Origin of the sequence: Sphingomonas arvum (assembly GCF_026013565.1) — a bacterium.
GTDB lineage: Bacteria > Pseudomonadota > Alphaproteobacteria > Sphingomonadales > Sphingomonadaceae > Sphingomicrobium > Sphingomicrobium arvum.
The window spans coordinates 816062-841946 of the sequence record NZ_JAPDOB010000001.1; the positions used below are offsets into that span (position 1 = coordinate 816062).

The window sequence follows — 25885 nt, forward strand, 5'->3', positions numbered from 1 at the left end:
AGGATAAGAATTGAGCCTTAGAAGCCTGACCTATACCAGCCTAGCCGGGCTGGACCTTGACAGCGACGACCTGCTTGCCATTCATACCGCCGCGCGGCAGCTGAATGCGCTTGATGGGATCACTGGGCTGCTGATTCATAATGGCACGCACTTCCTGCAAATCATCGAGGGACCGGACGACGCGATCGGGGATCTGGTCGAGCGGCTGCGCCGTGACCCGCGTCACACCGGGTTCGAGGTGCGCGACGATCGTGAGGTGGAGGAGCGCTCCTTCGCGGGCTGGACCATGGAGCTGGCGCGGGTTCGCTCCCGCTACTTCGAAGCGCGCGAGGACCTGATGGAGGTGCTTCCGCCCGACTTGCCGGCGCCCGTACATGACCGGGTGCTGCGGATGACCGAGTTGATCTCCGGAACGGTCGACCTGGGCTAGGCCGCCGCCGCTGCCACCGGTGCGAGCCAGCGATCGAAGGCGGCGCGGGCACGGTCGGTGTAGGCCTTCTTGCGGTCGGCCTTGCGGAAGCGTTCGCCCAATGGCGGCATCAGGCCGAAGTTGACGTTCATCGGCTGGAAGGTCTCGGCCACCGCCCCGCCGGTGATGTGCCCGAGCAGAGCGCCGAGCGCGGTCTCGGGTGGGGGCGGCGCCAGCGCCTCGCCGCGCAGTTCGGCGGCTGCGAAGCGGGCGGCGACAAGTCCGATGGCTGCGCTTTCGACATAGCCTTCGCAGCCGGTAATCTGGCCGGCGAAGCGGATGTTGGGCCGGCTCTTGAGGCGCAGCTCGCCGTCGAGCAGTTCCGGCGAGCGGATGAAGCTGTTGCGGTGGATGCCGCCCAGCCGCGCGAACTCCGCTTTTTCCAGGCCCGGGATGGTGCGGAAGATGCGGACCTGTTCGGCGTGCTTAAGCTTGGTCTGGAAGCCGACGATGTTCCACAAGGTGCCGTGGGCATTGTCCTGGCGCAGCTGGACGCAGGCATAGGGCCAGCGGCCCGTGCGTGGGTTGTCGAGGCCGACGCCTTTCATCGGACCGTAGCGGAGCGTTTCAAGTCCCCGGTCCGCCATGACCTCGATCGGCATGCAGCCTTCAAAATAGGGCGTGTCGCGCTCCCAGTCCTTGAACGCGGTCTTCTCGCCTGAGCGGAGCGCCTCGACAAAGGCGTTGTACTGGTCCTTGTCGAGTGGGCAGTTGATGTAGTCTGCGCCGCCCTTGTCCCACCGTGCTGCTTTCCAGCAGACGTCCATGTCGATGCTGTCGCCGTGGACGATCGGCGCGATGGCGTCGAAAAAGGCGAGGGCGTCCCGGCCGGTTTCGACGGCGATTGCCTCGGCGAGGGCGGAGCCGGTCAGCGGGCCGGTGGCGATGATGGCCGGACCGTCGGGCAGGGCGTCGACGGACTCGCGAACCACCGTGACGTTCGGATGCGCCGCGATCGCCTCGGTCACCGCTCCCGCGAACAGGTCGCGATCGACCGCCAGGGCCGAGCCGGCAGGGACGCGGTGCGCATCGGCGGTGCGCATGATCAACGAGCCAAGTCGGCGCATCTCCTGGTGAAGCAGGCCGACCGCGTTGTTGTCCGCGTCGTCGGAGCGGAAGCTATTCGAGCAGACCATTTCGGCCAGCCGGTCGGTCTCGTGCGCCGGCGTGCCGCCGCCACCGCCGCGCATCTCGCTGAGGCGCACCGTTAGACCGGCCTCGGCCAGCTGCCACGCGGCTTCGGAGCCGGCGAGGCCGCCGCCGACAATGTGGATGTCGTGGGTCATGGTGCAGGCCACTAGCCCAAGTTCAGCGTGCGCCGAAACCCGAGAAGATGGTCTTCACCGTCTTGAACAGGATCAGCACGTCCAGCCAAGGCGAGAAATACTTAATGTAGTAGAAGTCGTAATGGAGCTTGCGGTGGACCTCCGCCACCTGAGCGACATGGCCCTGGCTGACCTGCGCCCAGCCGGTGATGCCGGGCTTCACCACATGGCGGTAACGGTAGAAGGGCAGCTCGCCGACGTACCAGAGCGACAGGACCTCCGCCTCTGGGCGCGGCCCGATCCAGCTCATCTGCCCGGCGAGGATGTTGAACACCTGTGGCAGTTCGTCGAGGCGGGTCTGGCGCAGGAAGGCACCGACGCGGGTGATGCGCGGGTCAAGGTCGCCGGTCATCGCCGCACGGCGCGCATCGAGCGCATGATTGGCCCCGACCCGCATGGTGCGGAACTTGTTGACCATGAAACGCTGGCCGCGATGGCCGATCCGGTGCTGGCGAAACAGGACGGGCCCGCCGTCGTCAGCCAGGATGGCGAGGGCCGCCAGCGCCATCAATGGCAGCAGCAGCGGCAATGAAAGCAGGGCCGCCAGCCAGTCGAGCACGGTCTTCAGGTGAAAGTAGCCGCGCGCCGGGACCAGGCTGCCGAAGCTGTTCTCCGACAGATGATCGATCCGGACCCGGCCGGTGAGCGATTCCTCCAGCGGCTTGACCTGGTAGACGATGGTCCCGGCCAGCGCAGCGTCGGCCAGGAACGACTCCCATTCGGCCGGCAGGTCGGCGCTGAAATCAGCGACCAGGGCATCGCATCCGGGCAGCAGCTCGGTCCGTGGTCGGGCGAGCGGCAACCAGTCGACGCTGTCGATTGCGGTCAAGGTCTCCGTTGATCCGATCGGGACTACCCCGATGCGCAGTCGGGTACGACGCTGGGCCAGGAAGTAGACGACATAGAACCACAAGACGTGGAGCAGGAAGCCTGCAAGGAAGCCGAACCGGTCGTAAGGCAGGCGGGAAAAGAAGAAGAAGGCCAGGACGACGCCATGGGCGGCGGCGGCAGTGGGGAGGATGACGTAGCTGGAGCGGATGCCGGGATAGGGCTCAAACGAAAGGCGGAGCCAGAAGGCCACGAGCACCGCCACCGTGTTGGCGACGGCGGCGTTGTAGGTGGCGGCGTCAATCGCGTGCGGCGTGAAGGTGATCCGCCAGAGAAAGGGCAGCAGGGCGGCGACGACCAGCGCGCCGGCAAGCTGCACGCGGCGCCGAACCAGCCAGCTGCCGCGGCCACGACCCTCGCTCCGGCGTTGGCTGAGCTGAAGCACGGGGGCGCGGCGCTCAGAGCGTCCAGACCGCGAACGGTCCGCCGTCACGCGGCAGGTTCCAGACGCGCTTGATATCGGCGACGCAGCCGCCGGGCTCGAGCAGGCCCGCCAGCCGGCCGGCGTCCCACTCGCGGTAGGCGGCGTGGGGCACGGCGCCGACCACCATGGCATAGCGCGCACCGTCCGGTTCGACGAGGTCGAGCGCATATTCGCGGCGGGCTTCGGCCGGGTCGGCGAGCGGGTCGGCGACCTCGACCAGGTGCCCATGGGCCTGCAAACGGCGGATGATGTCGATCACCCGGCTGTTGCGCAGGTCAGGGACGTTCTCCTTGAAGGTGAGGCCGAGGACCAGCACGCGCGAGGTCGAGCCGAGGCGCTCGTGCAGCCGGTCGGCGATCCATGCGCCCATGCCATCGTTGGTCTCGCGGCCGGCGAGGACGATTTGCGGGTGGTGACCGAGCTGCTGCGCCCGGTGAGACAGATAGTAAGGGTCGACCCCGATGCAGTGGCCGCCGACCAGGCCGGGTTCGAAGGGGAGGAAGTTCCACTTGGTTCGGGCGGCGTCAAGCACGTCCCAGATGCTGAGGTCCATTCGCCCGAAGATCTGCGCAAGTTCGTTCATGAAGGCGATGTTGATGTCGCGCTGGGCGTTCTCGATCACCTTGGCCGCCTCGGCGGCGCGGATGGAGGCGGCCCGAAAGATGTCACCGCCGTTCACGGCGCCGTAGACATGCGCGAGGAGGTCTAGCGTGGCGGCGTCCTCGGCGGCGACCACCTTGGTGATCTTGTCCACCGTATGGACCGTGTCGCCCGGGTTGATCCGCTCCGGGCTATAGCCGAGGCGGAAGTGGGTGCCCCGGGTGAGACCCGAGAGGCGCTCCAGCTCCGGTCCGCAGATTTCTTCCGTGACGCCGGGATAGACGGTGCTTTCGTAGACGATCGTCGCCGGCACGGCCGGATCAAGCAGCCCGGCGACCGTCCCGGTAGCGCCGAGCAGCGGGCCTAGGTCAGGCTGGTTGGCCAAGTCCACGGGGGTCGGCACGGTGACGATGTAGAGGTCGAGCCCGCGGACGTCCGCCGGCGTGCTGGTGAGAGCCAGTGAGGTGGGGGCGAGCCGGTCGGCCGCGACTTCGCGGGTTCGGTCGTGCCCCTGCTTCAGTTCCGCGATGCGCCGGGGATCGCTGTCGAGACCGATGACCTCGAACCGCCCGGCCAACGCCACCGCGAGCGGCAGGCCGACATAGCCCAGCCCGATCACGGCTATCCGAGGGTCTTGCACTAACGCGAACTCCGGCCTTGTCAGCAGGCGCCGGCTATGGTGGGTTGCAGGCGGACCGGCAAGTCCGCCGTGGGCCGCGGCTACAACTGCGCGGTCGCCGGCGGCGTTGGACAGGTCTTGAGTGGGTGCGACGATCGCGCCGGAACAGGGGAGTGACTGGTGATGAGGTGTGCAAGGATCGCGTTCGGCCTGGCCGCCCTGGCATCGGGCGGCGTGGCCGCGGCCCAGACCTGGACCCCCGGATCCGAGATCGTCGGCCAGTCGGTCCAGGTTGAGACCAACGGCGTCGTGAACACCATTACCTTCAACGGCGACGGCACCGCCGCGATCCAGACCCCGTCCGGCCGCTCGGTCCCGGCGACCTGGACGGCCAATGGCGGCCGCCTGTGCCTAACCGCCGGCGGCGGATCCGAATGCTTCCCGTATGCTCGCGCGTTCCAGGCCGGGCAGCCGGTGCAGGCGACCAGCAGCTGCGGCGCGACGTCGCGCTGGTTGGCGAATGGGGTGAACCAGCCCGCGCAGTCGCGGGTCGCCGGCGAGCGCGGCTGAGGGCAAGGCGACCCCTCCCGCGAGCGGGAGGGGACGAAGGTATCAGTCCTGCGGAATGGGCGCGCCGAGCTTCTCGGCGATGCGCTTCACTTCTTCGTCCGTGGGCGGATCGGGCAGGTTCTCGCCCGGGGCCACGGCATCGTCCGGAATGCCCGGACCGGTGCCTGCGATGTTTTCGTTGATTGCCCGCTCGTTCGGGCCGGTGCTGATCTTCTCGCGATCGTCCACTGCTCTTCTCCCTAATAGCGTGAGAGTAGGAAAGCCTCGGCGCACACGCCCGTTCCCGTGGAGGCTTCGGCTCGTCCCCTCTTTGTTGCGCGCCGCCGTGCCCGCGCCCATATGGCCCTCATGACTGAACGTCTTCCCATCCTCCCGCTGCGCGACATCGTCGTATTCCCCCAGCGGATCGTGCCCCTGTTCGTCGGGCGCGAGAAGTCGGTTGCCGCGCTGGAAGCGGCGATGGCGGCCGACAAGCACATCTTCCTGGTGGCGCAGCTGGACCCGGCCGAGGACGAGCCGGACCGGGATGCGCTCTATGACCTGGGCGTAGTGGCCACCGCCATGCAGCTGCTCAAGCTGCCGGACGGCACCGTGCGCGTGCTGGTCGAGGGCGTGCGCCGCGCCCGGCTGCTCTCGCTGGAGCAGGCCGATGGCCACATGGTCGCCGAGGTCGAGGACGTGGCCGATGAAGAGGCCGAGGGCGCCGAGGTTCAGGCCTTGATGCGCTCGGTCGTCGACCAGTTCGACAATTATGCCAAACTGAACAAGCGGCTGCCGGCCGAGACCAGCATCCAGCTGGGTGAGATCGAGAGCGCGTCGGTGCTGGCCGATGCGGTCGCGTCCAACCTGTCGATCAAGGTCGCCGACAAGCAGGCGGTGCTGTCCGAGCTCAGCCCGCGGCGCCGGCTGGAGTTGGTGTTCGCCTTCATGGAGGGCGAACTTGGCGTACTGCAGGTCGAGAAGAAGATCCGCTCGCGCGTGAAGCGTCAAATGGAGAAGACGCAGCGCGAATATTACCTCAACGAGCAGCTCAAGGCGATCCAGCGCGAGCTGGGGAACGACGACGGCGAGGGCGGCGACGAACTGGCCGAGCTGGCTACCAAGATCCGCAAGACCCGCCTCAGCAAGGAAGCGGCGCAGCGGGCCACGGCCGAGCTCAAGAAGCTGAAGGCCATGGCGCCGATGAGCGCGGAGGCGACCGTCGCGCGCAACTACCTCGACGTTCTGCTCGGCCTGCCGTGGGGCAAGAAGAGCAAGCTCAAGAAGGACATCGGCGAGGCACAACGGATCCTCGACGAGGACCATTACGGGCTGGAAAAGGTCAAGGACCGGATCGTTGAGTATCTGGCTGTGCAGGCCCGGACCAACAAGTTGAAGGGTCCGATCCTGTGCCTGTTGGGACCGCCGGGCGTCGGCAAGACCTCGCTCGGCCGCTCGATCGCGAAGGCGACGGGGCGCGAGTTCGTCCGCCAGAGCCTTGGCGGCGTGCGCGACGAGGCCGAGATCCGCGGGCATCGGCGGACCTACATCGGCTCGCTGCCGGGCAAGATCGTATCGAACCTCAAGAAGGCCGGGACCAGCAATCCGCTGTTCCTGCTCGATGAGATCGACAAGCTCGGGCAGGATTTTCGCGGCGATCCGGCGTCGGCCCTGCTGGAGGTGCTCGACCCCGAGCAGAATGCCAAGTTCCAGGACCACTACCTGGAGCTCGACTACGACCTCAGCGACATCATGTTCGTGACGACGGCCAACAGTCTCGACATGCCGCAGCCGCTGCTCGACCGGATGGAGATCATCCGGCTGGAAGGCTATACCGAGGACGAGAAGGTGGAGATCGCCAAGCGCCACCTGATCCCCAAGCAGCTGGAAGCGCATGGGCTGAAAGGCGCTGAGCTCCAGTTTGCCGATGACGGCCTGCGTGCCGTGATGCGCTACTACACGCGTGAGGCCGGAGTCCGCACGCTGGAGCGCGAGCTGGCCAAGGTCGCCCGCAAGGCGCTGCGCAAGATCCTGGAAGGCGCCTACACGTCCGTGACCGTCACGGAAGCGAACCTCGGTGACTTCCTGGGCGTGCGCCGGTTCCGCTTCGGCATGGGCGAGGAGGAGGACCAGATCGGTGCGGTCACGGGCCTGGCCTGGACCGAGGTCGGTGGCGAACTGCTGACGATTGAGGCCGTGACGGTGCCCGGCAAGGGCCAGATCAAGACCACCGGGAAGCTCGGCGACGTGATGCAGGAAAGCGTGCAGGCGGCGTGGAGCTTCGTCCGCGCCCGCGCGCCGGCCTATGGCGTCAAGCCGTCCGTGTTCGGCAAGAAGGACGTCCACGTCCACTTGCCCGAAGGCGCGGTGCCAAAGGACGGGCCGAGCGCCGGCATCGGCATGGTCACCACCATCATCTCCACCCTGACCGGAACGCCGGTGCGGCGCGACGTAGCGATGACGGGCGAAGTGACCCTGCGCGGCCGGGTGCTGCCAATCGGCGGCCTCAAGGAAAAGCTCCTCGCGGCCCTGCGCGGCGGCATTTCTACGGTGATCATCCCGCAGGAGAATGAGAAGGACCTTGCGGAACTGCCCGCGAATGTGAAGGAGGGCCTCCGGATTGTCCCGGTCTCCCATGTCGACGAGGTGCTGAGCGAGGCGCTGGCCGCCAAGCTGGAAGCTATCGAGTGGACGGAGACGGACGAGCATGCCGCCGAACCGCCGTTGGCGGCCGGAGGTCATGCCGTGGTCCGGCACTAGTAAGCGTAACCGGCCGCGTCCTTGGCGTGGCCGCCAAGGAGCAGAGTAGGGGATGAACAAGCAGGAACTCATCACCCAGGTCGCCGACCGGGCTGGCCTGAACCGGAACGACGCGTCCCGCGCCGTTGAGACCATGCTGGAAGTCGTGACCTCGGCGCTGAAGCGCGGCGACGAGGTGCGGCTGGTCGGTTTCGGGGCCTTCTCGGTGACCCGCCGCAAGGCCTCCACCGGGCGCAATCCGCGCACCGGTGAACCGCTCGATATTCCGTCGAGCGCGACGCCCAAGTTCAGAGCGGGCAAGGTCCTGAAGGACGCGGTGCAGTAAGCCAAGGGAGAGGCTGGACAGCCCTGTCCAGCTTCTCTATCGGCTCCCCACCGCCGGCATGGGCGCGTAGCTCAGTGGTAGAGCACACCCTTCACACGGGTGGGGTCGTAGGTTCAATCCCTACCGCGCCCACCATGCTGGAGCCCCGGAACGCCGACCGCATTGGCGGGGGTTCCTGCGGCACGGTGCCCACCGGCTCCTTTAGCAGCAGGAAAAAGGCGTAGTCGGTGCCGTCCCAGCGTCGCTCCACCGTCAGCTGCACATAGATCTTGAGCCCGAGCTCGGCGAAAGCCTCTTCCACCTGCTGGTGCGGATGATTGACCAGGCCCTTGCGGCTGGCCCGCCAGCGGGCGATGCCCGCCAACAGCATTAGGCGCCGGAACACGCCCGTCACGCCGGCCCCGGCATTTGCGGCGGGCGGCAGGTAGCGGATCCCGACCAGCAGCTTGTCGCGGCTCACCCGGGCCAGTTCTGCCAGCACCTGGCGCAGGCCGCCCTGGTCGATCCAGTTCAGGAACCGGACGCAGATCGCCACGTCGAAATGGTTGTCGGGAAAAGGCAGGGCGCGAATGTCCGCCTGGGTCAACGAGATGGAGGCGCCGAGCTGGCGCGCCGTTGCCGCAGCTTCTGCCAGCATGTCGGGTGAGATGTCCACGCCATGCGCGTCGAAGTCACGCTCGCAGCAGAAGGAGATTGAGCGGCCGGTCCCGACCGGAGCGTCGAGCGAGCGCGAGCCGCGCGGCACATAGGTCAGCAAGCGGCCGAGCGCCGCATTTTCCGCGTTCCACTTGCCGCCCGTGCGCCGCCGGACGTAGGTGCCGGCGACGGGGCCGAGATACGCATTTGAGAGATCGTCGAAGTCCATGTGCGCGACCGCCTATCCTGTTTGTGGTCAGCGGTGCTCAGACGAACCAGTCGCTTCCCAGGTGGAGCTCAAACAGCCGGCCATCGTTCCTTTGGTCGGAGCCGTAATCGGCGACGTACAGGCTTAGGGTGTCGCCATCGTTCGGATTGCTACTGGGGGCCAGTTCGAAGCCCTTGAGCTTGGGCCGGGTGCTGAGCCCGCCGAACGGGGTCAGCGTCTGCAGGATGGCACCCTGGTGATCGAGCACCCAGATGTTCGCCGACATGCCCGACCCGACGAAGAAGACGTCATGACGCGAGTCGTAGGCCAGCGCCTCGGCGTCCGTCATCACGGACGGCAGCTTGATCGAGTCCACGAACCTGCCGTCGACCGTCAGCTCAATAATCTGCTTCATCGATCCGTCGAGAATGTAGATGTGCCCGGTCAGCGGGTCGAACTTAAGGTCCTCCGTGTCGAGGAACCCCAGAGTTTCCGTGTCGAATGAACCGAGTGGCACAGACGGCTTGGTCGGCGAGGTCCAGAATACTTCCGACTTGTCGTCGTCGGCGATGTACAGCAGGCCGTTCGCCGAATTGTAGGCAAGGCCGGTCGGCTCCTTGGTGTAGCTGCCGAGCCCGAAGTTGCCGACGTAGTCGCCATTCGGCTTGATGGTGAACAGGTTGTTGGGGCTGTTGTACGGCGATTCGTCATGCTCGGAGTCGCCGATGAACAAGAGGCCGAGGTTGGGCACGTAGGCGACCGCCGAGGGATCGCCAATGCCGTAGGTGCCGTTGCTCCCATCCTGATACTTGGTCCCGTCAGACAGGTTATGGGTGGCGACGATGCTGGCGGTGATGGGCGTGAACGGCGCCACGGTCGTGTCGTTGTCGGCAATTGTACCGAACGCCACCGGCGCGGCGATGGTCGCGTTGGTTGCCGACAGGATCTGCACCACGAAGCTCTCCGGGCGCTCCGACTGGGCATCGTTGGACAGCGTCACGGTGAACGTCTTGGTTGTTTCGCCCGGCGCGAAGGTGATGGCCTGGTTGGCGGCGAGGTAATCGCTACCGGCCAGGGCGGTATGATCAACGGTAGCCAAGGTCACGTTCACCGCCTGCGTCGATGCCTGGCTGAGCGTCACCTTAAAGCTGATGGTGCCCGCATCCTCCCGCGCCGTCGCCGCGGCGATCGACACGGCCGGTAGCGACGAGGCGGTTGTTCCCGCGGTCGTGTAGGTCACCGTCAGGACCGGTTTGACCTTGCCCTCGGCCGAGGTGAAGTCCCACCAGTCCAGCCCGCCGCCCTTGAACAGCCAGCCGTCGTTGGCGGCGTTCTGGCCGCTTGCCGTCGAGGCCGCCGCATTCCACGCCGCCAGGCTGGTGGTGACGTCGAAGGCGCGGCTGCCGAGGCCCACCGCGCCAACGCTGATCGCGCCGTTCGCCGTCGCTTCCACCCCATCGATTTGGACGCCGTTGCCCATGCCCGTCCAAGTGGAGTTGTTGCTCCAGTTGGCCAGCATGCGGTTGATCGTACCGCCGTTCGCAGAGGCCTCCGTCACCTCGAGCGTCAGGGTGGCGGAAACGATCGTGGCGCCGAGCGGGATCTGCCCCTGGCCCGTCCCGAAGAGATTGTCGAAGCGCAGCAGCGGCTGGAACTCCTTGCCCGTTTCCACAACGGAGTGGAGCTTGATCGCGTCGGGATAAGCGGTGCCGGCTTTGCTCTGCCGAAGCACGGTGTCGACCGTTCCCGTGTAGCCGTTGGTGCCTTGGCGGAAGCTAAGGCTGACGGCCGTGGGCCCTGTGCTTGCACCGCCGACCGTGACGCCGACGCTTGCCTGCGCCGTTCCGCCGTTGCCGTCGGACACCGTGTAGATGAAGGAATCCTGTCCGCCGAATCCAGCCTCGGGGGTGTAGAGCACCTGCCCGTTCTGGACCGATACGGTGCCGTGGGCCGCGCTGCCGAGGGCGGAGATGGTCAGCGCATCGTTGTTCGGGTCCGAGTCATTGGCCAGCACGTCGATCAAAACGGATTTGCCCTGCGTCGTGCTGGCGGTATCGGCCTGCGCGATCGGCAGGTCGTTTGCGCCGGCAACCGTGATCGTAACGGTGGTCGGGTTAGAGCTGAGGCTGCCATCGCTGGCCCGGAACTGGAAGGAACCGGTTCCGCTGAAGCCGACCGTCGGAGTATAGCTGTAGGTTCCGTTCGAGTTGATCGTCACCGATCCGCCGACTGCGCTGTTCTGAACTAGGGAATAGGTCAGCGTGGTGCTGTCCACGTCAGTTGCTTGAAGCTGGCCGGTGACCGGCGGGCCATTCTTGGTGCCCGAAGCACTGGACGCGATCGCGACCGGCGCATCGTTGATAGAGGCGACGTTGATGGTGGCGGTCGCCGAAGTGTTCGAGAAGGCGCTCTCTTCGCCCGTCGTGCCCGCGTCGACCTTCAGCCCGGTCGTGCCGCTCGTCTGGTCCCACGCGCGATAGGTAAAGGTCGCCGTAGTGCCCGTGATTCCGTTTGGTACGAACCTCACGAGATCGCTTCCGCGCAGCAGGAGCGCGCTGGCGTTCGACACCGCTCCGACGGCGGTCCAGTTCGCCCCGGCGTTGGTCGAGAACTGCCATTCGCCATTACCTGATGCGAGACCCGTGACGGCGATGCCGCGCAATGCGCCATTGTCGGGGTCGCTCGAGGCGAGGAACGTCGACACTGCCTGGCCGCCGTTCTGGAGGTCATCCTCGGTGATCCCCTTGAGCGTTGCGCTGGCCGAAGTGAGGGCGGGCGCGTCGTTGACCCCGGTGATGGTGAACCGCAGGTCGTTGGACGCCGTTCCGCCGCTGCCCGATGCGGAATAGGTGAAGGTGTCGACGTTGATGGCGCCTGCCGCGAGGCGGTCCGCGAGCGTGGCCGTGTAGGTGTAGCTGCCATCCGGGCTGATCGTCAGGTATCCATAGCTTCCCTGCACCGTGCTTCCGCCGGTGACGACGTTCTCCACCGGCCCGGTCCCGAACCGGATTGTCGCGACCTGTGAAACCCCCAGGTCGTTGGTGAGGGCGTTGCCCGCGGTGCTGCCGTCTTCCAGCAGCGCGGCGGTGTCGCGGCGGACCTTGAGCGGCATAACGTGGCCTTTCTCAACCATGGTCCGCGCCGGCAGGAAACGTGCCCGAGCGGTCCGGAAAGCATTGGGAGCGAACGAAAATCCGCCGCTAGGGTCAGCGGATCAAGTAAGCCGGGTGTCTAGACCATCTTGGTTAGGCAGCCGCCCGGCGCTCCTTCAGGCGACATGGTGGTAGGTCTTGAACCAGTCCACGAAGCGCGGGACTCCTTCGGCGATCCCGATCCGCGGCTCGAACCCGAGGTCGCGCCGGCTGGCCGTGAGGTCGGCGCAAGTCTCGGGGACGTCGCCGGGCTGCATTGGACGCAAGCTGATCTTCGCTTCGCGGCCGACCGTCTTCTCGATCAGGTGGACCACGTCCAGCAGGTTCTCAGACCCATAATTGCCCAGATTGTAGATGGCGTGGGGCGAGTTGCTGCCGCCCGATTTCTCCCGGCCATTGTCGGCCGGCGGGTGGTCGAGGCTGGTCAGGACGCCGCGCACGATGTCATCGACGTAGGTGAAGTCGCGCCGCATGGCGCCGGCATTGAACAACTGCATCGGCCGCCCGCGCATGATCGCGTCGGTGAACAGCCACATGGCCATGTCCGGCCGGCCCCATGGTCCATAAACGGTGAAGAAGCGCAGGCCGGTCATCGGAATCCGGAACAGGCTGGCGTAACTTTCGCTCATTAACTCGTCGGCTCGCTTGGTCGCGGCGTAGAGCGACTTGGGCCGGTCGGTGCGGTCGTCGACCCGCGACGGCGTGGTCTCGGTTGCGCCATAGACCGACGAGGACGAGGCATAGACCAGGTGGCGCACTTCGCGCGCGCGGGCGAGTTCCAGGATGTTGATGTGCCCGACGACGTTCGCCCGGACGTAGGCCGAAGGGTTCTTGATGCTGTAGCGCACGCCGGCCTGCGCGCCCAGGTGGACGATGCGGTCGATGTTCGTTCCGCACAGCGTGCGCGAGAGCGCGCCGGCGTTGGAAAAGTCGAGCCGGCGGAACTGGAAGGCGTCGCGGTGGCTGGCAGTGAGGGTCTCGATCCGCGCCTGTTTGAGCCGAACGTCATAATAGGGGTTGAGGTTGTCGATCCCGATCACTTCCTCGCCGCGCGCCAGCAGCGCGTCCGCCGTATGGAAGCCGATGAACCCCGCCGCTCCGGTTACCAGGATGGCCATTCTACTATCTCCTCAGGCAAGCCGGCGGGTCATGGCGGGTCCGGCTTTTCGATGCTGGCGGGGCAGGGCGATGATCGGCTTTCGGCCGACCGCGAAGTAGGACAGGCCGGCGGCCAGCGCGTCTTCCGCATTGGTGATGTTGCGGAAGTCGACCAGCACGTTGCCGTTCATCGTCTCGGCGACGCGCCGGAGGTCCAGCGCGCGGAATTCGTCCCATTCGGTGACCAGCACCAGCGCATCGGCGCCGTCGACGACCGAGTAGCTGTCGTCGGCGAACTCGACTCCCGGAAGCAGCGATCGGGCGTGGTCGATGCCGACCGGATCGAATGCCGCAACCCTGGCGCCCTGCTGCTGCAGGCCGGCGATCAGCGCCAGGCTGGGCGCATCGCGCATGTCGTCGGTGTTGGGCTTGAACGTCAGGCCGAGCACGGCGACCTTCTTGCCCTGGAGACTGCCGCCGAGCGCCTCGCGGACCCGCTCCGCCATGCGCACCTTGCGCTCGTCGTTGACCGCCACCACGCTGCCGACGATCCGCATCGGCACGTCGGCCGCTTCCGCCGTCTGCAGCAGGGCCAGCGTGTCCTTGGGAAAGCAGCTGCCGCCATAGCCCGGGCCGGCGTGGAGGAACTTGGGCCCGATCCGGTTGTCGAGCCCGATCCCGCGGGCAACCTCCTGCACATCGGCGCCGACCGCTTCGCACAGGTCGGCGACCTCGTTGATGAAGCTGATCTTGGTCGCGAGGAACGCGTTGGCGGCGTACTTGATGAGCTCGGCCGTGCGCCGGCCGGTGAACAGGATCGGCGCCTTGTTGAGGAACAGCGGCCGGTAGACCTCGTGCAGCACCTCGCGGGCGCGGTCGTCTTCCGCGCCGACCACGATCCGGTCCGGGATCTTGAAGTCGCGGATGGCGGCGCCCTCGCGCAGGAACTCGGGGTTGGAGGCGACGCTGGTCCCGTCGGGCGCATTGTTGGCGCGGAGGATGCGCGCGATCTCGTCGCCGGTGCCGACCGGAACGGTGGACTTGGTGACGATCACCGCCGGCCGGGTCAGCGCCCGCGCGATCTCCTCCGCGGCCGCGTAGACATAGCTCAGGTCCGCATGGCCATCGCCGCGCCGGGCCGGGGTGCCGACCGCGATGAACACTGCGTCGGCATTCTCGATGGCTGCCGCGAGATCGGTCGTGAAGGCCAGCCGTTCCGCCGCGACGTTGGCGGCCACCAGGCTGTCCAGCCCGGGTTCCCAGATCGGCATCTGTCCGGCGTTCAGCGCCGCGATCTTGTTCCACTCCTTGTCGACGCAGATCACGTTGTGACCGAAGTCGGCCAGGCAGGCCCCCGAAACCAGGCCGACATAGCCGGTGCCGATCATCGCGATGCGCATGAAGTGGACTCCCTGTTGAATGCTGCGGCGCTCAATATCCGGTCCCGCCCATGATCGCGGGGATGGTCCGCAGCAGGATCAGCAGATCGATACGGAGGCAGTGAGTCCGCACGTACTGGCAATCGAGCTCGACGCGTTGGCGGTAGCTGACGTCATTGCGGCCGCTGACCTGCCACAGGCCGGTGATGCCCGGCTTCACCATGCAATAGAGCGGGAAGGAGTTCGCGTAATATCCGGCCTCGTCGGTGGCCAGGGGCCGGGGGCCGATGAGGCTCATGTCGCCGCGCAGCACGTTGAAGAGCTGCGGCAGTTCATCGAGGCTGTAGCGGCGCAGCACGCCGCCGACCGGCAGGATGCGCGGGTCGTTGCGCAGTTTGCGCCGGGCCTTCCATTCTTCCATCAGTTCCGGCGAGGAGCTCAGGACTTCTTGGAGCACCCGATCGGCGTCTTGCCGCATGGTGCGGAACTTCAGGCAGGGAAACACCTTGCCACCGTGGCCAAGCCGCTGGTGACTGAAGACGATCGGTCCCGGGCCGCTCAACCGGATGATCAGGGCCGTCGCCACCATCACCGGCCACAGCAGCAACAGGGCAACGGACGCGATCACGATGTCGAGCGCCCGTTTGACCAGCAGCGGGTAGAGGCCGTTCGCTGCGACGGGCAGGAGCTGTGCAGGCAGTTCGACGAGCGGTTCCTCGCGCACCAGCCTGAACAGGCCCGCGCTGCCGATGTCGGAACGACGAGCCTCCGGTTCGCGCGCGACCGGAGGGGAGGGCGGCAGCATCAACCGGTCGGTTCGAGTAGCCATGGGCAAACCTCCGCGACATGCACGCGGTCGACCGATCGCCGACGGCGGCATGGGGGTGCCGCCGCCGCCTGTTGTTTCAGGTTGCGGAAGGTGACCGGAAACGAACGCACGCGGTTTGGACCCAGCAACAAGCCGCAGCGACAAGCTCGCCAGGGTTGTTTGCTGCTAAGCGGATCAAACCAGAAAGGAGGATGCGCACCGCCTCGAGGGGTTTGGAACTCGGACGTCGGGGCTAGTCCGTTGGTCCTACAACTCCGCTTCGATTGTCGGGCGCATCAGGCGCGCGCACAGTGAAACCTCGACCAGGAGCGCGTCCGTGCGCTTCCGGCCCGCATGGCTTTTCGCGGACGTGACCTGTCCGGCACGCCGCGGGCCGCGACCCGAGGAGTATCGGAATGAGGAAGCCTCTCCTTGTAGCCCTGCCGCTGATGATCAGCGCGGTCACCGGCTGCGCCAGCAACCACGTTGGAGCCAACCTGCCGAGCGGCAGCATGGCGTATGCCGTGGTGCCTCCGGCGGCAGCGACGATCACCGTCGAGGATTACCGGATCGGGCCGCTCGATGCACTCGACATTACGGTGCTGCAGGAGCCCGACCTGTCGATCAAGGCCGCACCGGTGGATGCCGCGGGCAACGTCAACCTGGCGATGATCGGGGACGTGAAGGCCGGCGGGAAGACCGCCAACGAGTTCGCGCGGGAAGTCGCGCAGAGATACTCCCAGCGCTACCTCAGAAACCCGCAGGTATCAGTGGTGGTCGCCAAGCCCGTCGCCCAGAAGGTCGCCGTACAAGGGGAAGTGGTACAGCCGGGCGTCTACCCGATCGAGGGTCCCACCACCCTGCTCGGCGCGCTGTCACTGGCCAAGGGAGAAACGCAATACGCCGCCTTGAACGACGTCGCGGTGTTCCGCACCGTCGGTGGCAGGCGGGCGGGAGCGGTCTTCAACGTGGCCCAGATCCGCAGCGGCCAGCTGCCCGATCCGCAGATCCAGTCCAACGACATGATCATCGTGGGCTACTCCGGAAGCCGGCGGGCCTGGCGGGACATCGTGAACTCGATGCCGCTACTGAACATCCTCCGGCCGTTCTGAGCTGCGCGCCGGCGCGCCCGGCAGGCGTGCCGTGCCGTGGCGGGCAAGCGAGCATTTACGAAGCGAATCGGCCATTCCTGCCGGCCTGGTAGGGGTGGCCGACGCACCTTTTTACCTCATTTCCTGGGCCCCCAACGGGCTATTAACCCGTGCTTCGCGGGCTGTTATCGCCCAGTCGATGAGCCGTGCGCGCCCGGAAGCGGCGGTCAGCCTAGTTCTCCCCGGCGATCACGGTAGACCAATCATCGTCTTTCTTTGACCGATCTCTAGGGGGGGATCTCAAAAGAATAGGCTCACCAGTGCAGCGGCAGTACGCCGCCTGCGCCGGGGAAGCGCGTCCTTGTTGCCTATCGGACGAGGGTGAGACCGAAATCTTGGCTCGCCCAGGGGAAACAGCATTCGGAGCAGCTTTAGATGCCCACTTATACGCTCGATGGCGATTACGGTTATAACGAATATTGGATCAGGTCAGTATCAGGAAACACCTACAAGGCAGGGACGGCGGACTTCCACGTTGCTGCGAGGGAAAATGTACCGGCCATCAACATCTTCGACTCCAAGTACGTAACCATCGATGGTGGTGAAATCTGGGGAGAAGTTTCGCAGACCGGCGATTGGACGTCGATCTACAGTCACATGTCGACCGGTTTTCGGATCAGCAACAGCCCGAATACGACGATCCGCAACGTGCACATCGACGGCACGTGGGACGGCATCCGCTTCATTCCGGATGACTCGCTGAGTGTTGCCAATGGCAATTCCAATGGCTGGCTGGTCGAGGATGTGCACCTTAGCAACATCCGCGACGATGCGATCGAGAATGACTTCGCAGCGACGGGAACGTTGCGCGACAGCTTCCTCGACGGCGTGTTCAGCGCCTTCGGGACCGTGAACGACCAGTCGGCTCACGGCACCCTGACGGTGGACGACAGCATCATCGTCATGAAGAACTACAACAAGGACGGCGAGATGACCCACGGGTCGCCGTTCAAGTTCAACACGGCAAATCCGGGGAACAATCCGGACCTGCATATCGTCAACACCGTGATCGCGATCGAGGACCCGACCCACAACGGGTTCGCGCGGCTGAAGGAGGCTTGGAGCCACCTCAGCGAGTCGTCCGGCAACTACTATCTGAACTTGTCGGACACGCCGTTTCCGTCGAACTATCCGTTGCCGCCGAAGGGCTTCACCGTTCTTCAGGGGCAGGCTGCCCGCGACTTCCTGAAGACGCAGGAAGCGACCTGGCTCGCAGAGCACGCGCAGCCGCAAAGCGGGTCCACAACGCCCTTGCCGACGACGCCAACGACCACGCCAACCACGCCAACCACGCCGACGACGACAGACGGCAACCCGATCGAGGGCACTTCCGGCAGCGACGTTCTCAAGGGCACGACCGGCAATGACGTCATCTACGGTCACGGGGGTGCCGACTTCATCTACGGCAAGGGCGGAAGCGACACGCTGATCGGCGGTCCGGGAGCCGACAAGTTCGTGTTCGACACGGCGCTCGGCAGCGTGGACCAGGTCGTGGACTTCAATCCGGCGGAAGATGTCTTCTACCTGGACAATGCGATCTTCACGAAGTTGCGCGCTGGTTCTCTGAGCAGCCCGACGAAGATCTACGGCACCAATCTTGAAGCCCATGCCGGCGCCCATGCGGACGATGCCAACGACTTCCTGATCTACGACCGGAGCACGGGCCACCTGTCGTACGACGCGGACGGCAGCGGACCGGGCGGTGAGGTGGACTTTGCCCACCTCCAGCCAGGCCTCGACCTCGCGCCGGCCAATTTCTTCGTGATCTAGGCTTTGGCCCTTGTTGCCGCCGCGCCTCCGGGTGAGGCTCGGCAGCGGGCTAGGGAAGGGGGCTCAGCGAACAGCTGGGCCCCCTTTTTTCGAGACCTGCGCAGCAGTGTTCGGGGGCGCGGTCGGCCGTGCGCCTCAGCCGAATTGCCTAGACCAGAAGTTTCATTGTCGCGGGCCGTCGCTTGAGGGAGGATCGGGCGAAAGCGGGGTCTGCGTCGATGCTAAAATTGCCGGTGGATTTACCTGCGTCAGAGGAGCGGGAGCTGCGGCGAGAGGCTCGGTCTTCGTCCGACCTGGCGATGCGCGCGAGCGGCGATAGCGTATGCACCACGACCGAGTTCCGGTGCCCGCTGAACCCTGCCGAGAAGTTCGTCCCCAGTCCCGTCGCCCTCGCGCTGTTCGCGGCGCTCGAGAGGAACGGCATTCGTTATTGCCACTGGAAGAGCAATGTCCGGCTGGACGAGACACTGACCGGTCGCGGGGACATCGACCTGCTGGTCCATCCCGCGGACGCCGGACACTTCCAATGCGTCATCGCCGAATGTGGCTTCAAGCTGACCGTGTCACGCGCCGGCCTTGGCCATCCCGGGGTGTTCCATGCCGTTGCGCTCGACCCGGACAGCGGCCGCGTGCTCGACCTCCACGCCTACCACCAGATGGTCAGCGGCGACAGCTACGTGAAATCCTATCGGTTCGGCATCGACGAGGAGTTCCTCGCCGAGACGTCGACCCTGATGGGCGTGCGCGTGCCCGATCCCTCGGCGGAGCTGGTGCTGTTCCTGCTCCGAATCCTGCTGAAGCACACCAGCCTGCTCGAGATCCGCAAGGTCAACGCGCACTACGGCGAGTGCACTAGTGAGCTCGCATGGTTGCTGGAGCGGAGCGATCTCGACCGGGCCGCCATCCTTCTCGCCGACTGGTTCCCGACGGTGCCCATGCGCCTTGAGGAGCTGATCAATCGCGTTGGCGGCCGGTCGGTCGCGCCGCGGGTGGCGGCGGGGATGCGCCTTGCCTGGGCCCTCAGGCGCACGCGCCGTATCGGCCATCTCGCCGCGGCCTGTTCGAGAGTTTGGCGGCTGGCGGGCAAATACATCGGCCGCAAGCGCGCACGGCGCCCGCTGTCCTTGCTGGCCGGCGGCGGCTTCATTGCGCTGGTAGGGCCCAAAGGCACCGGCAAATCGACGTTGACGAAGCTGCTCGCCAAACAACTCGGTTCCAAGCTTGCCGTGGAGCAGATCCACTTCGGCAAGCCGCCGGCGAACTGGGCGACCTTCGTTCTGCGGCTGCTGACCATTGGTGCTCGCAGGCTGCTGCTTAGGAAAACGGCCGACGCGTCCCTCCCAGTCGGTCAACCATCAAGCCGCGATCATTCGACCTGGTTCGTGATCAACAAGGTTCTTCTCGCCCTCGATCGCCGCCGGCTCCTGACCCGCAGCATGCGCCAGGTTGCCTCAGGGACGATCGTGATCTCGGACCGCTGCCATGTGACGAACGGGACCGGGATGGATGGCAGCGCCTTCGATGATCGAGCGATTGCGGGCGCACGATCGTCCCTGCAACGCCGGCTCATGGAATGGGAGCGGGCGATCTACCACAGCCTTCCGCGGCCCAGGCTCGTCCTGCAGCTGCATGTTCCGCTGGCGACAGCGTTGGAGCGCGACCGGGCGCGCAACAAGGCGGGCGGTCCCGACCCCGAGGCGATCAAGCGTCGGTGGGCACTCGAGAGCCGGTCCGAATTCGCGAACTCGACCATCTGCTCGATCAACACCGAGGGCGACCTGGACAGCACGTTGCGGGAAGTCACGACCTGCGTGTGGCAAGCGGTTTGAAAGCGCCCGGCCGAAAGCTGAAGCAGACAATGCAGCGCGACTCGGCGCTTGCCCGGATGTCCCGGAACATCGCCTGGGGCCTTGGTTCACGCGGGTTCAATTCGGTTGCCGGGATCGCCTATCTGGCGCTTGCCGCGCGCACTCTTGGCCCCAAGTCGTTCGGCGAGTTCGTGCTGATCCTGACCTATGGACAGCTGATCGCCAACTTCGTCCAGTTCCAGTCCTGGAAGGGGGTGATCCGCTACGGCTCCCTCCACCTTGCCGACAAGCAACCCGACCGGCTCCACCGCTTGTTCGGTTACACCGCGACACTTGATGTCGGCAGCGCGCTGTTCGGAGCGCTGATCGCGGCGGTCGGTGCACCCATCGTTGCGCCATTGTTTCACTGGACGCCGCATCAGCAGATGTCCGCAGCGCTGTTCGGAACGGTCCTGCTCCTGACGACGGGCGCGACCGCGACGGGCATGCTGCGGTTGTTCAATCGTTTCGACCTGGTCGCCTATGCCGAAGCGGTAGGCCCCCTGGTGCGGCTCGGCGGGTGCGTGATCGCCTGGTTAGCCGGCGGGCACATCGACGCCTTCCTGGTCATCTGGGGGGCGGCCGGAGTTGCGCAGGCGGCAGTCCAGTGGGTTGCCGCCCTGCTTGCCGGCAAGGCCCGTCTGGCAGTCGGTCCGACGCACTTCAGGCGCGGCGCGGAAGAGAATGAAGGCATCTGGCGCTTCATGGTCCAGACCAACATCTCGAATTCGATCAGCACCTTCTGGCTGCAGCTCGGGACCATGGCGGTCGGTGCCGTCGCCGGAGCGGCGGACGCGGGCGCATTCCGGCTGGCGCAGCGGTTGGCCAAGGGCATTGTCCGACCGGTTCGGCCCATCACCATCGCGCTCTATCCAGAGCTCGCCCGCATGGTCGCCAACAAGAATCATTCGGAACTGCGCAAGATGGTCCTTCACGCAACGGTCGCGGCCTCTGGCATCGCGGTGCTGGTGGTGCTCGTCACCAGCGTCGCCGGGCGCGAGATCCTCAGCCTTCTCGCGGGCAAGAACTTCGAGTTCGCCTACGTCTATCTGCTCCTGTTGTCGGTCGCGACGGCGCTTGATCTTGCCGGCATAGCATTTGAACCGTTGCAGGACGCCAATGGCCGGGCCGGAACGGTGCTGCGCGCAAGGTCGGTTGCAGCCGTCGCCTATGCGATCCTGCTGGCGACCCTGCTGCCGTGGTTGGGAGGTCAGGGCGCGGCGATCGCGGCGATCGTCTGTTCCGCCTTGATCTTCGTCCAGCTTGCGCGGGCCTCGGCCACCATCCTCAAGGACGTGCCAGGTCCGGCAGCCGTCCCGGCACGTGGTCAGGCGGAGCGGACTTCGGTCACCTGAGCACCGGTTCCGCGGAACGCGGGAACGCCGCACTGCGCGCGCTGTCCGCAAGCGCGGCGACGTCGGGCACCTCATATCCGTTACGGAGCATCTCCGTGCGCAGTTCGGGCAGGATGCTGGCGAGCTGGCCCGGATCGAACCGCTGCCACTTGGCCTGCCGATCGGTCTTCACGGTCGTCCGGACATAGTCGGCCAACTCGGGCGTCATCTCCAGCTGGCAATGGCGGCAGATGCGCCCGAGGTACTCGACGGGATTTGCGACGAAGTCTTCGTACCGCAGCCTGAAGACCTGGCCATCGTCGAACTGTGCCAGATCACGCTCGGCCTTGCTGGTCGCCTTCGCCCATTGCCGCGCGATAACGGTCAGCATGTCCTCATGCTCGACGTCATGCTGGATCCCTTTGTAGCGAGGACCCCAGACCGAGAGGTACTTCTGTTTCCGGATGCGTTTGGTCCACAGCTGGTCGAGGAAAGTGCCGATATAATACGGGATCTGGGTGACCGGAGTCGTCTTGAGCCGGGTCAAGATCCGCTTGGCTCCCGCAGGCTTCTGCCACTTCAATTCGACCGAGCTTACGAAAGATAGCGGGTTGCGGACGATGTACAGGAAATGCGCATCGGGGAAGATCCGGCGGACATAGCCGATCCGGAGGATGTTGTGCGGCGTCTTCTCGATAATCGTCCGGTTGCCGTGCTCGACCTGGTATTTCAGGAACTGACCGCGGACATAGTCCCGCACTCGCGCGGTTGCGTCGCTTTCGTCGAACTCGTCATGTTCGCGCGTCGGGTCCGCGTAGCGCCACATTCCGACCGGTTCGTACATCTCCACGACATCGGGGTGAGTGGCCAGGATGCGCTGCAGCATGGTCGTGCCGGAGCGGAAGTTACCAAGGAGGATGATGGGACGCTTGAGCTCGCTCGACATGATCGGCTTGTCTCCCTTGTCGCCACGACAAAGTACTGTTTGGCAGCACCGCGGCCATCGTCTGAGCGGAAGACTATACCCTCGCCGGCAAGCGCGCAAATCGGTGCTTTTCACCGTGCAGCTCATTGGTTCGAACGCGCGTACCAAGCCCCCGAGCACGTTGACCGCCGCCGGGGCTTGTGAGACCTTTCAGGCTGCTCATTCGCGAGGGTGGCAATGATGGTGACCGCTGTTCTGGCCGGGCTTTCCGCGACCTTTCTGGCGCTCTTCATCTACCCTTACGTAATCTACCCGATGATCCTCCAAGTGCTCGGCCGGCAAGCCGTCCATTTGCGGCCCGTGCAGGCCAGAGTCTCGATCCTGTTCTGCGTTCATAACGAGATCGAATGCCTGCCCGGCAAGCTCGACAATTTGCGGCAGCTGAAGCGGGCACATCCCGATCTCGAGATCCTTGTTTACGACGATGCGTCGACAGACGGCAGCTACGAATTACTGGCCGGATCAGGAGACCTGTTGCGGCTGGTTCGCGGCGGCGGCCGGACCGGCAAGGCTGTCGGGATGAGGCAGCTGGCGGCCATCGCCACCGGGAATATCCTGGTCTTCACGGATGCGAACGTCCTGCTCGCCACGGACCTGGTCGACCGGCTGCTGCCTTACTATGGCGATCCTGACGTCGGCGGTGTGTCCGGCACGATCAAGGGACTGGCGCAGCAAGGCACGGTCACCAGCGGCGTCGGCGCCGCATACCTCTCGCTGGATGAGCGGCTGCAGGTACTGGAGTCCCGCACCGGCAACGTGATGGGTGCGTCGGGCGGTTTGTTCAGCGTGCGGCGGGAACTCTACCCTGATTTCCCGGACACCGTCCAAGACGACTTCACCGTGTCCATGAGTGTCATCTTCCAGGGAAAGAGATTGGTGAAGGCGCTCGACGTGATCGCTTATGAAAAGAGCGTCGCTCGGCGGCAGGAGGAATTGGCGCGCAAGGTCAGGATCGGCGCGCGCGCGTTCCACACGCACCTGTTCCTCCGCCCGCAGGTCATGCGCATGTCGCCGCGCGACCGCATGAAGTATGTCTCGCGAAAGATGCTTCGCTGGTTCGGCGGCGTGTTCCTGGCGCTCGGCGCCTTGTTCGGACTTGCCGCCGTCGCGATGCTGTCACTACCGACGGCCGTAGCGCTGGTCGCGGTGGCAACACTCGCAATCGCGGTGTCGCTGTGGTCGAGTGGGGGATATCTCGCGAGCTTGGGTGAAATGGGTCTCGCCATTTTCGCGACCCTGTTCGGCGTGCTGCAAGGGATGCGCGGTAGAACGGTGACCACCTGGTCGCCGGCCAAGTCGCGGTGAACGCCGAGGGTCCGCGCCCGGAGGGTTCGCGTCCCCTGCACATCAGCTACCTGTTTCAGCAATTCCCAGTGCGCACCGAGACCTTCGCCGTCTCGGACATCGCCGCCCTGATCGCGCAGGGCCAAGAAGTGACGGTTTATACGCTCAAGCCTCCGCCACGAGCCGACGCCGTCCTGCTTGGGACCTGTCGGGTCCCGCCGCAACTCGCCATCCGCCGGCCCAGCCGCGCGGCGCTCTGGTCCTGGCCGGCGCTAGTCTGGGAGCGCCGCAGCCAGGCGATGTGGCTCATCCGCCAGACCATCCGTCACGGGTGGAGGGCGCCGCTACTCTGCCTGCAGGTCCTGCTGTGCGTTCCCCGGCTGCTCGAGATCGCAGAACAGGTGCGCAAGGACGGAAGCGACGTCGTGCATGCCTTCTGGTCGCGGCACGTGGCCCTGGTGCTGCCACTGTTGCAGCGCGACGGAGCGCCGTGCCTGCGCACCGCCTTTGTCGGCGCGTATGATCTGGTCGCCGACGACTTCATCCTGAACATCACGGCGCCGGCGAGCGAGATCCTGTTTTCGCACGCGGAAGTGAACCGGCCCGAGCTGGAGCGGCTGGCCGGTCCGGGCACCTCCGTCGAGATCGTCCACCGGGGCATTCCGCTAATGGAGGCGGTTGCGGACGGGGCGCGCGATCCGTTTCAGCTGATCACGGCGTCGGCCCTCGTGCCGGCGAAGAATGTCGAGGCCGTGATTTGCAGCTTTGCGCAGGTGCGGTCCAGTGACCCACGTCTGAGCCTGGCGATCTACGGCGAAGGTCCGGATCGATCGCGGCTGGAGGAGCTGGCGCGCGAACTCGGGTGCCGAGATGCCGTGACGTTCGCGGGGCACGTGGCGCGCGACGATCTGTTCCTGGCGATGCAGCGCGCAGGGCTGTTCATCCTGCTGTCGAAGAAACCGTCCGAGCGGTTGCCCAACGTCCTCAAGGAAGCGCTATGGGCGGGCTGCGCAGTGATCTCGTCCAACTCGGAAGGGATCGAGGAGCTGCTGCCCCAACCGGAACTCGGGCTAGTCGTGGACCCCGACCATGCGGACGATGTCGCAGGTGCGATCGATGCCCTGCTGCGGCTCGGCCCGGACGAACGTCAACGACGAAGTGAACTTGCGCGGCGCTTCATAGCCGAGCGCTTCTCGTGCGCCGCTAGCATGCGAGAATATGAGCGCGCATGGCGGGCCAGCATCCGGTTACACGGGCGGCCCGATGTGCCGCCGCTCCCAGACGTCACGCTGCCGGGCGCCAGGCGGGCTTGAACCGGACACGGCTGCTCAGGTCCACCGGGCTGGGATAGAAATGGTCGCCGATCTCGGCGACGATCGGGCAGGTGACGCCGCCCGCATAGTAGCAGCCGATACTCCAGTAACAGCCCGCGTCGCTACTGCCGATCGAGACCCTCCTGAGATCGAGCAGGTTGTCGCCGTTCAGCCAGACCTGGAGGGCCCCGTCGGTCGGGCTCAGCACCACCCGGTACACCAGGCTGTGCACGACGCCGAACGACAGCGGACCTTCAAAGCGGCGGGTGCCGTCGGCGTCCTGCTCGCCGCGCGTGGTGATCGCGAAGCTGCCCCGTCCGGTGCGGCGAAAGGCGAGGGCCGGCGAGCCGCCGAACTCGGAGCCGATGTGCACCTGGCCATGCACGCCGCCCCATTGCCGGGCCATGCCGGCGGGGTCGTCCCAAGGGTGGTGAACGAAGGACATGGCGCCCCACAACGGCGTATCGTTCGGCAGCCTGGGTCGTTGCGGGCAGCGGATCTCGCTCCGGCGCTTGGTCGGGGGATCGCCCGGGCCGCGGTCGCCCTCATCCGGTCTGATCTCGAAGCGGGCACGATGGGCGGCGAGGCGCAGCGAATGGTCCATGCCGGGATGCCAGACCGATCCCATCGCACAACGCCACTGGCGCCCGTTCCAGATGATCTCGCGTGGCGTCAGGCCGTTGACCAGCGTCGAGTGGTAGGGGGTCGCACCTTGCCCCATGCGGGTCGGCTGCAAGGCGGTGGACCGTGCGGCCCAGTAGCCTACCGACCCGGTGGCAGCCGCGCCGACCGCAAGACAGCAGGAACGCCTGGTCAATAACACCCAACCTCTCCTTCCGCTTTTGAATCTGCAGCGCGTCGGGCCCGCTCTACCCATAGCATGGCTGCGCTTGCTGGACGACAAGCCTAGCGCAACCGCCGTTTCCTAGGAGGTTGCGTCAGGGCGCTGGAAGGTCCCTAA

At 65.8% G+C, this 25885-nt stretch carries 21 protein-coding genes and 1 tRNA gene; 11 read left to right on the plus strand and 11 right to left on the minus strand.

The window, feature by feature from the left end; genetic code table 11:
- Positions 1 to 10: 10 nt before the first annotated feature.
- Positions 11 to 430: a BLUF domain-containing protein gene (locus OMW55_RS04010; RefSeq protein WP_264881008.1), complete on the plus strand. Its 420-nt coding sequence runs from the start codon at positions 11 to 13 to the stop codon at positions 428 to 430.
- On the opposite strand, the gene trmFO is transcribed toward OMW55_RS04010, so the two are convergent.
- From trmFO to OMW55_RS04025, 3 genes are read right to left on the minus strand one after another with little or no spacing between them, the layout of a single operon-like run.
- Entirely contained in the window at positions 427 to 1755 is a 1329-nt protein-coding gene (trmFO, locus tag OMW55_RS04015; protein WP_264881009.1) for a methylenetetrahydrofolate--tRNA-(uracil(54)-C(5))-methyltransferase (FADH(2)-oxidizing) TrmFO, read from the minus strand. The genes OMW55_RS04010 and trmFO overlap by 4 nt on opposite strands.
- A gap of 22 nt (positions 1756 to 1777) precedes the next feature.
- Positions 1778 to 3067 carry a sugar transferase gene (locus tag OMW55_RS04020; RefSeq protein WP_264881011.1) on the minus strand — a complete coding sequence of 430 codons (1290 nt, stop codon included), beginning with the start codon at positions 3065 to 3067 and terminating at the stop codon, positions 1778 to 1780.
- Positions 3068 to 3080: 13 nt separating this feature from the next.
- Positions 3081 to 4346 (minus strand): nucleotide sugar dehydrogenase, encoded by a 1266-nt coding sequence (locus OMW55_RS04025; protein WP_264881012.1) that lies wholly within the window; start codon positions 4344 to 4346, stop codon positions 3081 to 3083.
- Positions 4347 to 4508: 162 nt separating this feature from the next.
- On the opposite strand from OMW55_RS04025, the gene OMW55_RS04030 reads away from it, so the two are divergent.
- Positions 4509 to 4895, plus strand: a complete 387-nt coding sequence (locus tag OMW55_RS04030) for a hypothetical protein (protein WP_264881013.1) — start codon at positions 4509 to 4511, stop codon at positions 4893 to 4895.
- A 42-nt stretch (positions 4896 to 4937) separates the two neighbouring features.
- Here the strand turns inward: OMW55_RS04030 and OMW55_RS04035 are convergent, their stop codons facing one another.
- Positions 4938 to 5123: a hypothetical protein gene (locus tag OMW55_RS04035; protein ID WP_264881014.1), complete on the minus strand. Its 186-nt coding sequence runs from the start codon at positions 5121 to 5123 to the stop codon at positions 4938 to 4940.
- A 120-nt stretch (positions 5124 to 5243) separates the two neighbouring features.
- On the opposite strand from OMW55_RS04035, the gene lon reads away from it, so the two are divergent.
- The 3 genes from lon to OMW55_RS04050 all read left to right on the plus strand — a co-directional run bounded on the left by lon (position 5244) and on the right by OMW55_RS04050 (position 8094).
- Positions 5244 to 7634 (plus strand): endopeptidase La, encoded by a 2391-nt coding sequence (gene lon / locus OMW55_RS04040; protein ID WP_264881015.1) that lies wholly within the window; start codon positions 5244 to 5246, stop codon positions 7632 to 7634.
- A 52-nt stretch (positions 7635 to 7686) separates the two neighbouring features.
- The gene (locus OMW55_RS04045; protein ID WP_264881016.1) at positions 7687 to 7959 is read left to right on the plus strand and encodes an HU family DNA-binding protein; all 273 of its coding nucleotides are present in this window, start codon (positions 7687 to 7689) and stop codon (positions 7957 to 7959) included.
- A 60-nt stretch (positions 7960 to 8019) separates the two neighbouring features.
- Positions 8020 to 8094 (plus strand) — tRNA-Val (locus tag OMW55_RS04050).
- On the opposite strand, the gene OMW55_RS13900 is transcribed toward OMW55_RS04050, so the two are convergent.
- From OMW55_RS13900 to OMW55_RS04070, 5 genes are all read right to left on the minus strand, one after another.
- Positions 8051 to 8824 carry a class I SAM-dependent methyltransferase gene (locus OMW55_RS13900; protein WP_407822119.1) on the minus strand — a complete coding sequence of 258 codons (774 nt, stop codon included), beginning with the start codon at positions 8822 to 8824 and terminating at the stop codon, positions 8051 to 8053. The genes OMW55_RS04050 and OMW55_RS13900 overlap by 44 nt on opposite strands.
- A gap of 37 nt (positions 8825 to 8861) precedes the next feature.
- Positions 8862 to 11915, minus strand: coding sequence for an Ig-like domain-containing protein (locus OMW55_RS04055; RefSeq protein WP_264881018.1), 3054 nt, complete (start codon positions 11913 to 11915; stop codon positions 8862 to 8864).
- Positions 11916 to 12071: 156 nt separating this feature from the next.
- A complete protein-coding gene (locus tag OMW55_RS04060) occupies positions 12072 to 13073 on the minus strand; it encodes an NAD-dependent epimerase/dehydratase family protein (protein WP_264881020.1) in 1002 nt (333 codons plus the stop codon).
- Between the two features lie 12 nt (positions 13074 to 13085).
- A complete protein-coding gene (locus OMW55_RS04065; protein ID WP_264881021.1) occupies positions 13086 to 14453 on the minus strand; it encodes a UDP-glucose dehydrogenase family protein in 1368 nt (455 codons plus the stop codon).
- A 31-nt stretch (positions 14454 to 14484) separates the two neighbouring features.
- A complete protein-coding gene (locus tag OMW55_RS04070; RefSeq protein ID WP_264881999.1) occupies positions 14485 to 15237 on the minus strand; it encodes a sugar transferase in 753 nt (250 codons plus the stop codon).
- 419 nt (positions 15238 to 15656) lie between these two features.
- On the opposite strand from OMW55_RS04070, the gene OMW55_RS04075 reads away from it, so the two are divergent.
- The 4 genes from OMW55_RS04075 to OMW55_RS04090 all read left to right on the plus strand — a co-directional run bounded on the left by OMW55_RS04075 (position 15657) and on the right by OMW55_RS04090 (position 21363).
- Entirely contained in the window at positions 15657 to 16352 is a 696-nt protein-coding gene (locus OMW55_RS04075; protein WP_264881022.1) for a polysaccharide biosynthesis/export family protein, read from the plus strand.
- A gap of 414 nt (positions 16353 to 16766) precedes the next feature.
- Positions 16767 to 18161 carry a calcium-binding protein gene (locus OMW55_RS04080; RefSeq protein ID WP_264881023.1) on the plus strand — a complete coding sequence of 465 codons (1395 nt, stop codon included), beginning with the start codon at positions 16767 to 16769 and terminating at the stop codon, positions 18159 to 18161.
- A 233-nt stretch (positions 18162 to 18394) separates the two neighbouring features.
- Complete coding sequence (locus OMW55_RS04085; RefSeq protein WP_264881025.1) at positions 18395 to 19990, plus strand: nucleoside/nucleotide kinase family protein; 1596 nt, start codon at positions 18395 to 18397, stop codon at positions 19988 to 19990.
- Between the two features lie 29 nt (positions 19991 to 20019).
- Positions 20020 to 21363, plus strand: coding sequence for a lipopolysaccharide biosynthesis protein (locus OMW55_RS04090; protein ID WP_264881026.1), 1344 nt, complete (start codon positions 20020 to 20022; stop codon positions 21361 to 21363).
- On the opposite strand, the gene OMW55_RS04095 is transcribed toward OMW55_RS04090, so the two are convergent.
- Complete coding sequence (locus OMW55_RS04095; RefSeq protein ID WP_264881028.1) at positions 21356 to 22288, minus strand: sulfotransferase family protein; 933 nt, start codon at positions 22286 to 22288, stop codon at positions 21356 to 21358. The genes OMW55_RS04090 and OMW55_RS04095 overlap by 8 nt on opposite strands.
- A 216-nt stretch (positions 22289 to 22504) precedes the next feature.
- On the opposite strand from OMW55_RS04095, the gene OMW55_RS04100 reads away from it, so the two are divergent.
- Together OMW55_RS04100 and OMW55_RS04105 are read left to right on the plus strand one after the other, a co-directional pair.
- Entirely contained in the window at positions 22505 to 23632 is a 1128-nt protein-coding gene (locus OMW55_RS04100; protein ID WP_264881030.1) for a glycosyltransferase, read from the plus strand.
- A 68-nt stretch (positions 23633 to 23700) separates the two neighbouring features.
- Positions 23701 to 24924 (plus strand): glycosyltransferase family 4 protein, encoded by a 1224-nt coding sequence (locus OMW55_RS04105; protein ID WP_264881032.1) that lies wholly within the window; start codon positions 23701 to 23703, stop codon positions 24922 to 24924.
- Here the strand turns inward: OMW55_RS04105 and OMW55_RS04110 are convergent.
- Positions 24896 to 25741: a polysaccharide lyase gene (locus OMW55_RS04110; RefSeq protein ID WP_264881033.1), complete on the minus strand. Its 846-nt coding sequence runs from the start codon at positions 25739 to 25741 to the stop codon at positions 24896 to 24898. The two genes, OMW55_RS04105 and OMW55_RS04110, sit on opposite strands and share 29 nt — an antisense overlap.
- Positions 25742 to 25885 lie beyond the last annotated feature (144 nt).

What these genes read in the sequence shown, in the direction of transcription:
- trmFO (WP_264881009.1), bottom strand. Translation starts at nt 1,755, where the DNA reads ATGACCCACGACATCCACATTGTCGGCGGCGGCCTCGCCGGCTCCGAA.
- OMW55_RS04030 (WP_264881013.1), top strand. Translation starts at nt 4,509, where the DNA reads ATGAGGTGTGCAAGGATCGCGTTCGGCCTGGCCGCCCTGGCATCGGGC.
- lon (WP_264881015.1), top strand. Translation starts at nt 5,244, where the DNA reads ATGACTGAACGTCTTCCCATCCTCCCGCTGCGCGACATCGTCGTATTC.
- OMW55_RS04045 (WP_264881016.1), top strand. Translation starts at nt 7,687, where the DNA reads ATGAACAAGCAGGAACTCATCACCCAGGTCGCCGACCGGGCTGGCCTG.
- OMW55_RS13900 (WP_407822119.1), bottom strand. Translation starts at nt 8,824, where the DNA reads ATGGACTTCGACGATCTCTCAAATGCGTATCTCGGCCCCGTCGCCGGC.
- OMW55_RS04055 (WP_264881018.1), bottom strand. Translation starts at nt 11,915, where the DNA reads ATGCCGCTCAAGGTCCGCCGCGACACCGCCGCGCTGCTGGAAGACGGC.
- OMW55_RS04060 (WP_264881020.1), bottom strand. Translation starts at nt 13,073, where the DNA reads ATGGCCATCCTGGTAACCGGAGCGGCGGGGTTCATCGGCTTCCATACG.
- OMW55_RS04065 (WP_264881021.1), bottom strand. Translation starts at nt 14,453, where the DNA reads ATGCGCATCGCGATGATCGGCACCGGCTATGTCGGCCTGGTTTCGGGG.
- OMW55_RS04070 (WP_264881999.1), bottom strand. Translation starts at nt 15,237, where the DNA reads ATGCTGCCGCCCTCCCCTCCGGTCGCGCGCGAACCGGAGGCTCGTCGT.
- OMW55_RS04075 (WP_264881022.1), top strand. Translation starts at nt 15,657, where the DNA reads ATGAGGAAGCCTCTCCTTGTAGCCCTGCCGCTGATGATCAGCGCGGTC.
- OMW55_RS04080 (WP_264881023.1), top strand. Translation starts at nt 16,767, where the DNA reads ATGCCCACTTATACGCTCGATGGCGATTACGGTTATAACGAATATTGG.
- OMW55_RS04090 (WP_264881026.1), top strand. Translation starts at nt 20,020, where the DNA reads ATGCAGCGCGACTCGGCGCTTGCCCGGATGTCCCGGAACATCGCCTGG.
- OMW55_RS04095 (WP_264881028.1), bottom strand. Translation starts at nt 22,288, where the DNA reads ATGTCGAGCGAGCTCAAGCGTCCCATCATCCTCCTTGGTAACTTCCGC.
- OMW55_RS04100 (WP_264881030.1), top strand. Translation starts at nt 22,505, where the DNA reads ATGATGGTGACCGCTGTTCTGGCCGGGCTTTCCGCGACCTTTCTGGCG.